Here is a 14,343-nt window from a genome sequence, read left to right on the forward strand (position 1 = left end):
CAGCTCCTGCTGTATGTGAACTGGAAGGTCCAATCATGACGGGACCGATTATATCGAATGCAGATCTGTACTTCATTGTGTAATGCCCCTTTTCCCGGCAAAAGATTCGGTTAACCGTCTTTCATTATGCCGCTTTTTGTACTTCATTTACCCGTATTTGTGATACTGTTCTAATTTTAAAATTCTTGAACACGATCGACCGAAGGAAACCTGCCGTTGCTCCAACAACTGCGCATATCCCAGCAGTGATCGTCACTTTTACAAGATCATTGAAACCGTACATAACTGCCAACCCTGAGATTGGTGTCGCCGTCCCGGTTGTATTATGGGTCAGAAGCATGGAAAAAACTTTACAAGCAGAGTACGGACGTTGAACGCGTCAAAGTCTATTTTAAAGGATTCTTTCAACTAAAAATGTCCGCTATCGAATAGGCGAAAAAGCCAAAGTTCATTTCAATCTTACGACGCTTGTTTATATTTATAATGCTCCGAAATTAGCAGTAGATCTCCTCAATCAACAAATGCACAAAATGAATCAAGCTGTTAACCGTTTTTTAATGTATAACTAAAATTCTGTAGCCCTAATGAAAGAAAAACTTTTATGAAATTGATTCAATTATTATAGAGTTGGACATTGGGGTATTAATATAGGAATAAGTATAACTAGTTTTGTTTCACGTTTGAGATTTGACAAAATACTCCCAAGGTTGAGTATTTTGTCTGTTTAATAGAATTAGTAGAAAAATCTTTGAAAATATTGATAAAATATAATAAGTTACTCAATTATCCTTAAAATTTTTGTTTATCCCTATCTTTGAAGTATCTTAATATTGTACTCAATCAAACACGATTGTTTTATTACCATGAATAATAACTTTATCTTCAATATGCCAGGAAACTGCTTGGGCAAGAACTTGTCTTTCCACATGACTTCCGGCAACCTTTAATTCTTCTATTGTATGTCTATGATTAACCCGCTTTACATCTTGCTGAATAATGGGTCCTTCATCAAGATCATTCGTAACATAATGAGCAGTTGCTCCAATTAACTTAACACCACGATTATAGGCCCTCGCATAAGGATTTGCTCCGACAAACGCCGGTAAGAAAGAATGATGAATGTTAATAATTTGATTTGGAAACTCCGATATAAATGTAGGGGAAAGAATTTGCATATATCTAGCCAAGGCAATAAAGTCTACTTTCCCTTTCAGTAGTTCTAGCGCTTTCTGTTCTGCTTGTTGCTTTGTTTCATGAGTTAAAGGAATATGAAAATAAGGAATGTCATAACTTTCTACTATTTTTTTAAAATCAGGATGATTACTGATCACCATCGGGATTTCTACTGGAAGTTCATTTGATTTCCAACGCCATATAAGCTCCATAAGACAGTGATCCATTTTGGATACAAAGATGGCCATTCGTTTTCTTTTCTTATTACCACTTAAGCTCCATTCCATCGCATAAGCCTGAGCCAGAACTTGTAAGTCCTCCTCAAGTTTTGCATAGGAAGCATCAACGTCATTTAAATCAAATTCGATCCTCATAAAAAACATACCTGCTTGTGGATCCGTGGTATGTTGGTCAAAATGAACAACATTTGCTTTGCTTTTTAATAAAAGGTTAGATACAGCCGAGATAATACCTGGCTTCTCTGGACAAGATATTAATAATTTAGCACGGTTAACATTCACTTCTTTATACAATGTGGTCTCTCACCATCCTTTATAGTTGTAAGTATAAGTTGTAAAAAGCTTTCGAATTCAGAATGATGGCTAAACACAACCGCTTTCGGGGTCCGAACAATACTGTAACTACAATTTCAATTCTAGCCGACATGAACTACGGTGAAGGCGGGCGATAGAACCTTAAAAATTACTGTCAGACGTTTTTCCTTTCACACCTTCATATCTTCAATTTTCATAGTGCTTAAAGTAGAGGAAATATACTACCTGATACTTAATGCCTTGCTTCTCCCACCTATAAGAATGTTCTCCCTTCCCACTATGAAGGAAGGTTGTTCGCCTCTATTCTTTTACATTTTTTTTAGCTAGGCGTGTATTTCCTTACCATATACAGCTAGGGCAGCTTCCCCAATTGCTTCCGCTAATGTAGGGTGAGGGTGTATCGTATGCGCAATATCCATAGCTGTTGCATTTAATACTCGTGCAAGACCCGCTTCTGAGATCATATCGGTTACATGAGGTCCGACCATATGCGCTCCTAACAACTTACTAGACTCTTCTTCAACAACAAGTTTGACAAAACCGTCTGATTCACCAAAAACAAGTGCCTTTCCAATCGCACGGAAGGAGAATTTCCCTGTTTTTACTTGATACCCTTTCTCCTTCGCATCCTCTTCTGTTAGTCCAACACTAGCTATCTCCGGGCTACTATATATGCATTTTGAAACAAGCGATGGATCAAGTGGCACAGGGTTTTCTCCTGCCATATGTTCAATTGCGATGATTCCTTCATGTGAAGCAACATGGGCAAGCTGCAATCCTCCAATTACATCTCCAATTGCATAAATGTTTGGCTCATCCGTTTGATAATACTCATTTGTTTGAATAACACGTTCGACTTCAACTTTCGTATTTTCAAGGTGAATGCCTTCTATGTTTGGTAATCTTCCGACAGATACTAATAATTTTTCTGCTGAAAATGTCGTGTCTTTTCCTTTATATTCCGCCTTAATAGAGACACCCTCACCTTTTTCTAACGATTCTGGAAGCACCTTTGCCCCTGTTACAATTTTCACACCTTTTTTCTTCATTAGTCGCTGTACTTCCTTTGAAATATCTTTATCTTCCGTCGGTAAAATGCGATCGGCATACTCTATCACAGTCACTTCTAATCCAAAGTCAATAAGCATCGAAGCCCATTCTATTCCAATAACACCGCCGCCGACAATAATGATGGAATTTGGGAGCTCTTTCATTTGTAGCGCTTCATCCGATGTCATCACATATTCGCTATCTGCCTCTAGGCCGGGTAATGTCCTTGGACGAGATCCTGTTGCTATTAAAATATTTCGAGGGTTTAATATCATTTCCCCTTCTTCATGATTCAATTTCACTAAAACATCCTTCGACTGTAAAATACTTCCTTTACCTTCAAGAACATCAATTTTCCCTTTTTTCATTAAATGTTGTACACCTTTAAATAAGCGTTCAGTAATTTCTTCTTTCCTGGCCTGTACTTTTGAGAAGTCCAGTCCTACTTCCGGTACAATAACACCGTATTTATCTGCATTCTTTGCATTCGAATATACCTCTGCACTTCTTAATAATGCTTTACTTGGAATACAACCTGCATGAAGGCAAGTTCCACCAAGTTTACCTTGTTCAACGACTGCCGTTTTTAATCCTAATTGAGACGCACGAATGGCCGCAACATATCCACCGGTGCCGCCGCCGATGATAACAACGTCATAATCTTGATTCATCAAATACTTCCCCCTTTTGGTTTTATAAACATGGGTATATGGATAGTGTAAGAAAAACAACTCATTAAACACGATCCATTCTATTAATAGGTCAGCCGTAACGATTCTTTAAATTATTTCAATGGCACATGCACTGGATGCAAATCTTTCTCCAACAATAAAGCCATGATCTTCTAAATAATCAATTTGTGTCTGTTCATCTAAATAGCGTTTTGTAAAAAGATCTAATCTAAGGTGAACTCCCTCATATTCAATAATTGTATCGTTTCTGCGGGGCTCGTCCAATACGAGGGAGAACTTCACCGACAACCCGCAGCCGCCGGCAATATCAGCGTCAATGCGAGGAATTTGCGTATCCTTACGTGACATTTCCTTCAGTTTATTCATGGCTGCCTCTGTTATTTTGACTATCAACTGATTCTCCCCTTTCTTAATGGATTATTGAAAAATGATTACGCGTTAGCCTTAGTTGCACGGACTTGCTCATCTGCATGATACGAGGAGCGAACAAGCGGACCGGCTTCACAATGACTAAACCCTTTTAACATGGCAATGTTTTTAAGATCTTCAAACTCTTCTGGACTCCAATACTTTTCGACCTTCAAATGTCGTTTAGTCGGCTGCAAGTATTGACCAATAGTCATAATGTCCACATCATTAGCACGAAGATCATCCATCGTTTCCATAATTTCTTCTTTTATTTCTCCTAGGCCAATCATAATGCTTGATTTCGTCGGGATAGTGGAATTCATTTGCTTTGCCCGCCTTAAAAACTCTAGTGAACGTTCGTATGTTGCACGTGCACGAACTTTTGGAGATAAACGTTTTACTGTTTCAATGTTGTGATTCAATATGTCTGGCCCTGCATCCATTAATGTTTTTAAGTTGTCATATTCCCCATTCAGATCGGAGGGGAGAACTTCAATACTGCAAAATGGATTTTGCCGCCTCACTGCCTTTACAGTTTCCGCAAATACCTCTGCTCCGCCGTCTTTTAAATCATCACGAGCAACAGCGGTAATCACAACATGCTTTAAACCCATTTGCTCTACTGATTCTGCGACACGTTCAGGCTCTTCCCAATCAAGCTCTGATGGTAGTCCTGTTTGAACTGCACAGAACCTGCAAGCTCGTGTACATATACTTCCTAAAATCATGAAAGTCGCCGTTTTTCGGACCGCCCAGCATTCATGAATGTTAGGACATCTTGCTTCTTCACAAACTGTATGAAGCTTTTTTTCACGCATCATTTTCTTTAAGCCCGTATATTGTTCATTCGTATTTAATTTAATTTTAAGCCATTCTGGTTTACGAAGATTACTGATGGACATTTTATTTCTCACTCCTATGAGCATATGTAATTTTAGCTTAAAGAGGTTATTCAATTGCCTATAAAAAGACCGATTGAGTTTCTCCGTTCCTCTGACATTTTGGTTCTTTTTGTCATCCTTTTTACACGAGCTTATATGAAACCACCATGAATGAAATAATGAGATTTGAGATTCTTCTCTTTATTTTCATCCCTGGTGGTTCATGTTCAATCATTCATTTATGACTTTACTGTTTCTTCCTCTACTACATCCTCTTTGGAATAACGCAAGATTGGTTGTCTAGCTGCTTGGACCTCATCCAATCGCCCAATGACCGTAGTATGTGGTGCGTCTAAAACAACACCTGGGTTTTCTTCCACTTCTTTGGCAATTTGAATCATTACATCCGCAAAAGCATCGAGTGTTTCTTTCGACTCTGTTTCTGTCGGTTCAATCATCAAACATTCCTCAACATTTAACGGGAAATAGATGGTCGGCGGATGGTAGCCGAAATCTAGCAGACGCTTTGCCATATCAAGTGTTCTTACACCCAGCTTTTTCTGCCTAGATCCAGATAGGACAAATTCATGCTTACAAATTTGTAAATATGGCGCCTCAAAATATGGCTCTAATCTTTTACGAAGGTAATTAGCATGAAGCACGGCACTTTCAGATACTTGGCGCAGCCCTTCAGGACCCATCGTGCGAATATAAGTATACGCCCGCAAGAGAATTCCGAAGTTTCCATAATACCCTTTTACCCTTCCGATAGAGTGCGGATATTTAGCATTCAGCACATATTTATCACCTTCTTTTTCTATATGCGGCACTGGCAAGTAAGGAGTAAGTTTCTCTTTCACACCGACAGGGCCTGCCCCTGGACCACCACCTCCATGAGGCGTCGTAAATGTTTTGTGAAGATTTAAATGCACGATGTCAAAGCCCATTTTACCTGGTGTTGTTTTACCTAAAATGGCATTAGCATTCGCTCCGTCATAATATAATAGGCCCCCTGCTTCATGAACAACCTGAGCGATTTCCACAATTTCTTTTTCAAAAAGTCCAAGGGTATTCGGATTTGTCAACATTAGTGCAGCTGTATCAGGTCCCACATGTTTCTTTAATGCTTCAAGATCAACTAATCCATTTTTATCGGATGGGATCGTAATCGTTTGAAAACCAGCAACACTTGCACTTGCAGGATTTGTACCATGCGCGGAGTCTGGAACAAGTACTTTCGTTCTCGTTTCACCTTTTTGAGCATGATACGCCTTAACCATCATTAAACCTGTCCATTCCCCTTGAGCCCCAGCAGATGGCTGTAAAGTTACAGCATCCATTCCTGTAATGACAGCTAGCTCTTCTTGTAATTCATATAAAACTTCTAATGCACCCTGTACTGTTTCAACGGGCTGATATGGATGAATGCGGCTAAAGCCTTCCAAACGTGCCACATCTTCATTTATTTTCGGATTGTACTTCATCGTACAAGAACCCAGTGGATAGAATCCATTATCTATCCCATGGTTTTTATTAGAAAGCGCTGTGTAATGGCGGACAAGCTGCAACTCTGATACTTCTGGGAGCTCCGCCGGTTCGTCACGAATTAAATGCTTTGGAAATTTGTCATTTATATCAACATAGTCAACGTCACTATCCGGAATACTTGAACCTACACGTCCTGGACGACTTATTTCAAAAATTAACTCATTATATTCAACCATTTACAATCGCCTCCAAAGCATCAACAAATTGGTCAATTTCTTCTTTTGTTCGCTGCTCAGTCACAGCTAGCAGCATTTGATTTCCAAAGCCGTAATCACTTTCTAAATCAAATCCACCGATAATACCCGCCTTAAGAAGTTTTGTATTGACTTCCTTTACCGGACGAGGAAGCCCGACAACAAACTCATTGAAGAATGGTGCTTCATTGATTATGGTAAAGCCCCTCTGTTCTAAAGTTTTCGCCATGTAATCAGCTTTCTCAATGTTTAGCTGTGCCATTTGACGAATCCCTTGCTTTCCAAGTGATGTCATACAAATAGAGGAGGCAAGAGCATTTAATGCCTGATTGGAACAAATATTGGATGAGGCTTTATCACGGCGAATATGCTGTTCACGCGCTTGCAGTGTTAACACAAATCCACGTTGTCCTTTTTCATCTGCTGTTTGCCCTACAATACGTCCTGGGATTTTGCGCATGAGTTTCTTACTTACCGCAAAATAGCCGCAGTGTGGACCGCCAAAGGACATCGGGATTCCTAACGGCTGCATATCACCGATCACAATATCTGCCCCAAGCTTCCCAGGAGCTTGTAAGAGTGCTAGTGCAAGAGGATTGGCGCTTACGATTAAAAGGGCACCTTTTTCTTCCGCCATTTTCTTAATTGCTTTTAAATCCTCTATCGAACCGAAGAAATTTGGATATTGAACAATTACGGCAGCAGTATCCTTATCAATTTGTTCTTGCAGCTTCCCTAAATCTGTAACCTCATCAGCAAGAATTACTTCCTCAACTGTGTACCCCGGACCTCCAGCTACTGTATGTAAAATAGCACGGGATTCAGGATGTACCGCTTTGGATACAAGCACTTTTGAACGTCTTGTAGATGCAACGGCAAGTGATGCAGCTTCTGCAAGCGATGTAAAACCATCGTACATGGAAGAGTTAGCCACATCCATTCCTGTCAACTCACAAACCATCGTTTGAAATTCAAAAATCGCTTGTAATTCACCTTGACTGATTTCCGGCTGGTAGGGTGTATAAGCTGTGTAAAATTCGGAACGTGAAATCATATGATTTACTACACTTGGAATATAGTGATCATATGTACCCGCACCTAGGAAAGTTGGGTAATGATTCGCATTTTTGTTTTTTGTAGCAAGCTGATTCATTTTTTTTAAAAGAAGCGGTTCAGGAACCGCCTCTGGAATGTTTAGCTCATCCTGCAGGCTAATTTCAGCTGGAATATCTTCAAATAACTCATCTATAGAAGAAATATTTAAAAATTTAAGCATTTCCTCTTGGTCCTGTTTCGTATCAGGAAGGTATCTATAAGTGGCTGTCATATTATTCCTCTCCTTCATTAGTAAATGCTTGATATTCATCTTCGTTTAGAAGTGAATCTAACTCTTCTGGATTGGACATTTCTACTTCGACTAACCACCCTGCTTCAAATGGATGCTCGTTAATCGTCTCTGGAGCGCCTTCTAACTCTTCGTTTACAGTAACTACCGTACCTGAAACAGGTGAGTAAAGTTCGGAAACTGCTTTAACTGACTCGATCGTTCCCATCGATTCATTGACAGTTACTTCATCATCAATCGCTGGATTTTCAACAAAGACGATATCACCTAGTGCCTTTTGTGCATAATCAGAGATTCCAATACGTACACGATTTCCTTCTAATTGTTGCACCCATTCATGTTCTTTGCTATATCGTAAACTTGATATTACTTTTGTCATTGTATTTTCCCCTTTTCGTTTTTTTACTATTCACATAATTCTGAATATATTTTAGGTAATTTACTCATAGCAGGTTGTCGATTTCGGGCTGCATGCAAGGTAACGGACATCAACTAAGAAAACTACACGATAACTCTATTAAAATATTATTTCCACTTATCTTTTGTAGAATGGTGCATTAACAATAACGGCTTCAATCATTTTATTACGGATTTCCACTTTTATCGGCGCCCCCACTTCAGCTTGGTCTGCTGATATCAAAGCAAGACCTAAGCTTTTCTTCAAAGATGGTGATTGTGTTCCGGATGTAACAATACCTATTTCCTCTCCACCTTTAGAAATTACCTTGTAACCATGACGCGGAATCCCCCGGCCTGTTACTTCAATCCCCACTAATTTTCGTTTTAATCCAGCTTTTTTTTGTGCTGTAAGTGCAGATTTTCCGATAAAGTCACTTTCTTTGTTCGTCTTTACGACAAAGCCGATTCCTGCTTCAAGCGGGCTGATATTGTTACTTAGTTCTTGGCCATAGAGTGCAAGACGTGCTTCAAGCCGAAGCGTGTCCCGTGCACCAAGTCCACATGGTTGTAATCCATTCGTGGTTCCTGCTTCTAATAACTTCTCCCAGAGTACTACCGCTTTGTCTGCTGCTAAATAAAGTTCATATCCATTTTCTCCTGTGTAACCTGTACGGGATACAAGTATGTCGGTAATCCCGGATATGCTGACATGTTGGGCGAATTTAAAAGAGCCAATTTCTGATAAATCTATTTCCGTTAACTTTTGCAAAATGCTTTCTGCCTTTGGACCTTGGATCGCAAGCTGGGCGATGTCTTCCGAAATATTTTGGAGCGCCATCTCTCCTTTTACATGCTGCTTCATCCATTCGTAATCTTTCTCAATGTTTGCGGCATTAATAACAAGTAAATATTTTTCATTCCCTAATTTATAAACTAATAAATCATCGACCGTTCCGCCGTCTGGATAGCACATTGCGGTATACTGTGCTTGATTGATGCTAAGCTTTGTTACATCGTTTGTAACAAGGTAGTTAATATAACTCTCGGCATCTTTCCCTTCCACAAGTACTTCTCCCATATGAGAAACATCAAAAAGTCCTGCTTCTGTTCGAACAGCTTCATGCTCTTCTAAAATGCTGGTAAATTGAACTGGCAGAGCCCAGCCACCAAAATCAATAACTTTTGCCCCGTACTTTTTATATACTTCAAAAAGCGGTGTTTGCTTTAATGCTGTTTCAGTACCCATGATCTACCCCCGATTATGATTTTTTGTAAAATAAATGTTCTTTCTCCGTTTACCGGTTTCTTTCATCGCCAGGCCTCCAATTGACGTTTCTCGAAGGGTCCTTGGCATATCATTTCCTACCTTATACATGGCTTCAATTAACTCATCACTAGGTATGCGGCTTTCAATCCCAGCTAGAGACATGTCGGCCGCTGAAAATGCAATCGAGGCTCCAATCGAATTCCCCTTGATGCAAGGAACTTCAACAAGTCCTGCGACTGGATCACAAACCAATCCTAAAAGTGACTTCATCGCAATGGCTGTCGAATTCACGGTTTGCTGTGGCGATCCGCCTTTTAACTCAACGATTGTCCCAGCTGCCATGGCCGATGCAGGTTTCAGCAAAGGAATAATTCCATTGAGCTACCCCTTTTCTTACACAGTAATTGGCTGTTGAAATAACGGATAAACATCACAAATCCCTTTTGTTATTTCTTTTGCTTTCTCAAGAACCTCTTTATTTCCTTTACTCTTTAGAACAGTTGCAATCACTTCACCAATTTTCACCATTTCTTCTTTCTTCATGCCTCGAGTCGTTAAAGCTGCTGTTCCCATTCGGATACCGCTCGTAACAAATGGCTTTTCTGGATCATATGGAATCGTATTTTTATTAACGGTAATGCCCGCTTCTTCTAATAATTTCTCTGCTTCTTTTCCTGTTAAATTCCACGGACGCAAATCTAAAAGGACAATATGATTATCTGTTCCACCAGAAACAAGGGCTGCACCTTCATTTTTTAATGTTTCGCCAAGTGTTGCAGCATTTTCAATGACTTGTTTCGTATATTCCTTAAAGCTTGGTTGTAAAGCCTCGTTGAAAGCAACCGCTTTTGCTGCAATGATGTGCATGAGTGGGCCGCCTTGAATTCCTGGGAACACTGATTTATTAATCGCTTTGATAATTTCTTCATCGTTTGTTAAAACGATACCCCCGCGCGGTCCTCTCAATGTTTTATGAGTAGTACTTGTCACAACATCTGCATATGGGATTGGAGATGGGTGAAGACCAGTTGCTACCAGCCCTGCTATATGAGCCATATCCACCATAAGTTTTGCACCAACTTGATCGGCAATTTCTTTAAATCGTGCAAAATTAATCGTTCTTGGATAAGCACTTGTCCCTGCAATAATCAATTTAGGTTTTTCTTTCTTTGCCATTGCTTCCAACTCATCATAATCAATTAATTGAGTATCTTCTTTAACTCCGTAGGACACCACTTCAAACCATTTTCCTGAAACGCTGACTGGACTTCCATGTGTTAAGTGGCCACCATGTGAAAGGTTCATTCCCATCACTTTATCACCAGGCTGAAGCAGTGCGAAAAAAACTGCGAAATTGGCTTGTGCACCTGAGTGAGGCTGAACATTTGCATATTTGGCACCAAAAAGCTTTGTTAAGCGTTCAATAGCTGCTTGTTCTGCCACATCGACAAATTCACATCCACCATAATAGCGCTTTCCTGGATAACCTTCTGCATATTTATTTGTCATCACGCTTCCCATTGCCTCTAATACATCTGGGCTAACGAAGTTTTCTGATGCAATTAATTCCAGGGTTTGATGTTGACGTTGTCCTTCCTTCTCAATCGCTTCAAAAATAGTTAAATCATTTTGTTTTAAACTCATTTTTATTTTCCTCCTAGACATTTTTTACTTATTCTGAGTTTTAGTATGATTCGAGACCTAAAACCTCTTTCCCGCTACAGCTACTTTTCTATGAAGACTGTTAAAAACAGTATGCTTTACTACCTTTTTTGCACGCAAAAAAGGACAGAAAAGGGTAACGTAGCGTTCTCTACCCTTCTCTGTCCTTTTACCTGAGAGTTTAGCTCCATTTTTAATAGAACCTTTCCCCTTTGGTGGCGTACATGTTTATACGCGCTCTCCAGAGGTGCGTCCAGTTGTGGTTCCATCTACCTGAGAGATTTGTTCCAAGGGTCTTTTTGGAACTTGCTCCTTCGGTGGCTTGTGTCGCATTGCACTCTCCCACAACTGTCATCCGCTTATTCAATTTGGTAAATTTAGAATAGTAGTTGTGGCTAATTATGTCAAGCATTTTTGAAAGCGCTAACAAAACTATTCTAAAATAATCTTTTTCTCATCAAAATATGATCATTCAGATATCTTAATGGTTGCTTATTAATGCGGGCAGATTGCCACTTAATTTCCCGCTGCCTTCCTCTGATTCGAATGATCTACCTCCGTTTTCCGCATCTTATAAATCGCAATCAGCATAATAAACCAAATAGGAGTTACGAACAAGGCAACACGAGTATCCTCCGAAAGGGCAAGCACAACAAGTACGAACACTAGGAAAGCAAGGATCAAATAATTAGAAATTGGATAAAGTGGTAATTTAAATTTGTTCATTTTCGCTAGATCTGGCCTTGTTTTGCGGTATTTTAAATGACTGATGACAGTAACTCCCCAAATAAAAATGAAACATACTGTAGAAATACTTGTAATTAACGTAAATACTCCTTCTGGCATTAAATAGTTCAATACAACGGAAATTAGAATGACGACAGTTGAAAAGGCCAATGCATTGGCAGGTACTTTACGGGCATTAAGTTTTGCAAATGGCACAGGTGCATTTTTATCTTTGGCAAGTGAGTATACCATCCGGCTTGTACTGAAGATTGCGCTATTACATGCTGAAGCAGCTGATGTTAGGACGACAAAATTGACGATACCAGCAGCCGCAGCGATACCAACAGCCACGAATACTTGGACGAATGGGCTTTCCGATGGGATGATTGCGTTCCACGGATAAACACTCATAATGACAATAAGTGCGCCAATGTAGAAAATTATTATCCGAATAGGAATATTATTGATTGCTTTTGGGATAACTTTTTCTGGATTTTCTGTCTCACCAGCTGTAAGTCCTACAAGTTCAATACCAACAAACGCAAACACTACCATCTGGAATGAGAGGATAAAGCCATTTATTCCATTTGGGAACATTCCTTCGTGGCTCCATAGATTCGTGAAACTGGCTACGCCTGAATCTGTGGAAAAGCCTTTAATAATCATGAAAATACCGATAACAATTAGTGCTAGAATAGCGATGACTTTAATTAATGCGAACCAGAATTCCATTTCGCCAAAAAGTTTTACGGTTGCAAGATTCATAAATAGCAAAATGACAAGCGCAAATAATCCTGGCATCCACTGTGGTACAGAGGGAAACCAATACTGGGTATAAAGACCAACTGCTGTTAAGTCTGCCATTGCAATTGAAATCCAGCAAAACCAGTAGGTCCACCCAGTTATAAATGCTGCCATATTACCTAAATATTCTCTTACAAAGTCAACAAAAGAATGATAGTTCAAATTGGATAAGAGTAATTCTCCAAGTGCGCGCATGATTAAAAAGCAAATGACGCCTGTAATCATGTAAGCAAATAAAATTGATGGTCCTGCTAAATGAATAGATTTTCCTGCCCCAAGAAATAATCCCGTTCCGATTGCCCCACCAATAGCGATGAGTTGTACATGTCTGTTTTTTAGGCCTCTCTCTAACTTTTGTTCCTGCATGCGATTTCCCACTTTCTAGTTTTATAGGCTATTTATGATTTTTTCCTGACTAAAGGGTCAATCCTTCAATGGGTTAAATAATTAGGTACTGGGAGAATGACCCCACTCGTGTAAGCGCTTTCTTTAATAGGTGCAAGATATAGATTTTTTTCATAACAGATTCATATTCTGTTCCTTTTTAAATTTTTTTCTAATCTGCCAATCTTGCGAAAAAACATAGTGCATTAATCGTTGAATTCAATAGATTGACTCTTTTTTTAACAAATTTCAATGCATACTCCTCTCTTTTTCCTTTTTTTTATCTTTCCAAATACAAAAAAGGACAAAGGAAAGATAGGGGGGTCTTCCTATCTTCCTCTGTCCTTTTACCTGAGAGTTTAACTCCTTCGGTGGCCTGTGGCTCTCTCCAGAGACGCGTCCAATTGTAGTCCTTTTACCTGAGAGATTAGTTCCCTGCTTTTTAGGGTTTGCTCCTTCGGTGCTAAACAACGTTTAGTCTCTCCCACAATCATCATCCGCTGATATAAAGTTGCTTTAATAGTTGTATCTTAACGGGTTTTAATGGAAATTACAATAACTATCTGAAAAATGCTTATTTTCTGAAATTTAAACATAGACGATATCGATTTTTCTGACAGTTCATAAATTAGAAGTTATTAACTTACAAAATCAAATTTGTTGAATCGTAGGTGCAAACCGACCCACTTTTGAACGGATGCTGAGAAAAACGAAGGATTTAGGCATTTTTGTCCATTGAAAATACTTCTAAATCTAAAGATGGGAAAGGATATAATGTCTATATTTTTAACACAATTGATGTATGGAAAAAGAGAAAATTGAAGTATTGCGAGACTCGCGAGAATCCTTGCAGCAGTATGGATTGCTTAGAGGCACCCTCCTTCTCTTCTTTAGCAACTTCCTCTTTGTCCCAACCACTTGCTATATTAGCAATGAGGATAATGGCTAGAACCCATACCCACCACTTCTTTGGCTTCTTTAGCTTGATTTTCTTTTCCTTACTCATTTTAGTTCATACCCCCTTTACAGTTCAGACGGACGATTGTAAACAGAAATAGAATAACCTCGACTTTCAATATTTAACGCTAGACTTTTACCCATTACGGCTAAACCTATCACACCGATTGTTGTTTCGCCATGGTCCATTCGTCCCTTCTTAATTATTATAGTTCATCATTTATTTAATCTATCGTATTTGTTACTAGAGTTCTTACTATGTAAAATAAAAGGCATCTAATAATTATACTTTTATGTAT

General features: G+C 39.2%; 12 protein-coding genes, 3 pseudogenes and 3 riboswitches. All 15 genes and pseudogenes read right to left on the reverse strand.

Annotation, left to right across the window (positions count from 1 at the left end):
- A pseudogene (locus ACFWE9_RS21640) lies at positions 1–76 on the reverse strand (L-serine ammonia-lyase, iron-sulfur-dependent subunit beta); the annotation flags it as partial.
- 48 nt (positions 77–124) lie between these two features.
- A complete protein-coding gene (locus tag ACFWE9_RS21645) occupies positions 125–340 on the reverse strand; it encodes a hypothetical protein (protein ID WP_230162760.1) in 216 nt (71 codons plus the stop codon).
- Between the two features lie 496 nt (positions 341–836).
- A complete protein-coding gene (gene purU / locus ACFWE9_RS21650) occupies positions 837–1,706 on the reverse strand; it encodes a formyltetrahydrofolate deformylase (RefSeq protein WP_377358716.1) in 870 nt (289 codons plus the stop codon).
- Between the two features lie 344 nt (positions 1,707–2,050).
- Positions 2,051–3,448: a dihydrolipoyl dehydrogenase gene (gene lpdA / locus ACFWE9_RS21655; protein WP_230162756.1), complete on the reverse strand. Its 1,398-nt coding sequence runs from the start codon at positions 3,446–3,448 to the stop codon at positions 2,051–2,053.
- 108 nt (positions 3,449–3,556) lie between these two features.
- Entirely contained in the window at positions 3,557–3,862 is a 306-nt protein-coding gene (locus ACFWE9_RS21660) for an iron-sulfur cluster biosynthesis family protein (RefSeq protein ID WP_230162753.1), read from the reverse strand.
- A 38-nt stretch (positions 3,863–3,900) separates the two neighbouring features.
- Positions 3,901–4,779, reverse strand: a complete 879-nt coding sequence (gene lipA, locus ACFWE9_RS21665) for a lipoyl synthase (protein WP_377358719.1) — start codon at positions 4,777–4,779, stop codon at positions 3,901–3,903.
- A 218-nt stretch (positions 4,780–4,997) separates the two neighbouring features.
- Positions 4,998–6,482: an aminomethyl-transferring glycine dehydrogenase subunit GcvPB gene (gene gcvPB, locus ACFWE9_RS21670; protein WP_377358721.1), complete on the reverse strand. Its 1,485-nt coding sequence runs from the start codon at positions 6,480–6,482 to the stop codon at positions 4,998–5,000.
- Entirely contained in the window at positions 6,475–7,827 is a 1,353-nt protein-coding gene (gcvPA, locus tag ACFWE9_RS21675; RefSeq protein ID WP_377358723.1) for an aminomethyl-transferring glycine dehydrogenase subunit GcvPA, read from the reverse strand. Before gcvPA ends, gcvPB begins: the two co-directional genes overlap by 8 nt.
- 1 nt (position 7,828) lies before the next feature.
- Entirely contained in the window at positions 7,829–8,224 is a 396-nt protein-coding gene (gene gcvH / locus ACFWE9_RS21680) for a glycine cleavage system protein GcvH (protein WP_230162746.1), read from the reverse strand.
- A 156-nt stretch (positions 8,225–8,380) separates the two neighbouring features.
- The gene (gcvT, locus tag ACFWE9_RS21685; protein ID WP_230162744.1) at positions 8,381–9,490 is read right to left on the reverse strand and encodes a glycine cleavage system aminomethyltransferase GcvT; all 1,110 of its coding nucleotides are present in this window, start codon (positions 9,488–9,490) and stop codon (positions 8,381–8,383) included.
- Between the two features lie 3 nt (positions 9,491–9,493).
- Positions 9,494–9,862 (reverse strand): annotated as a pseudogene (locus ACFWE9_RS21690) (L-serine ammonia-lyase, iron-sulfur-dependent, subunit alpha); the annotation flags it as partial.
- A 42-nt stretch (positions 9,863–9,904) separates the two neighbouring features.
- A complete protein-coding gene (gene glyA, locus ACFWE9_RS21695; protein WP_230162742.1) occupies positions 9,905–11,155 on the reverse strand; it encodes a serine hydroxymethyltransferase in 1,251 nt (416 codons plus the stop codon).
- Positions 11,156–11,324: 169 nt separating this feature from the next.
- Positions 11,325–11,428: riboswitch (glycine riboswitch) on the reverse strand.
- A 261-nt stretch (positions 11,429–11,689) separates the two neighbouring features.
- Positions 11,690–13,069 (reverse strand): amino acid permease, encoded by a 1,380-nt coding sequence (locus ACFWE9_RS21700; protein WP_230162740.1) that lies wholly within the window; start codon positions 13,067–13,069, stop codon positions 11,690–11,692.
- A gap of 355 nt (positions 13,070–13,424) precedes the next feature.
- A riboswitch (glycine riboswitch) is annotated at positions 13,425–13,481 on the reverse strand.
- Positions 13,482–13,484: 3 nt separating this feature from the next.
- A riboswitch (glycine riboswitch) is annotated at positions 13,485–13,584 on the reverse strand.
- A 281-nt stretch (positions 13,585–13,865) separates the two neighbouring features.
- Positions 13,866–14,093, reverse strand: a complete 228-nt coding sequence (locus ACFWE9_RS21705) for a hypothetical protein (RefSeq protein ID WP_377358726.1) — start codon at positions 14,091–14,093, stop codon at positions 13,866–13,868.
- 26 nt (positions 14,094–14,119) lie between these two features.
- A pseudogene (locus ACFWE9_RS21710) lies at positions 14,120–14,233 on the reverse strand (NAD(P)-binding domain-containing protein); the annotation flags it as partial.
- Positions 14,234–14,343 lie beyond the last annotated feature (110 nt).

The sequence above is a fragment of the Peribacillus sp. NPDC060253 genome, assembly GCF_042727425.1.
Taxonomy (GTDB): Bacteria; Bacillota; Bacilli; order Bacillales; family DSM-1321; genus Peribacillus.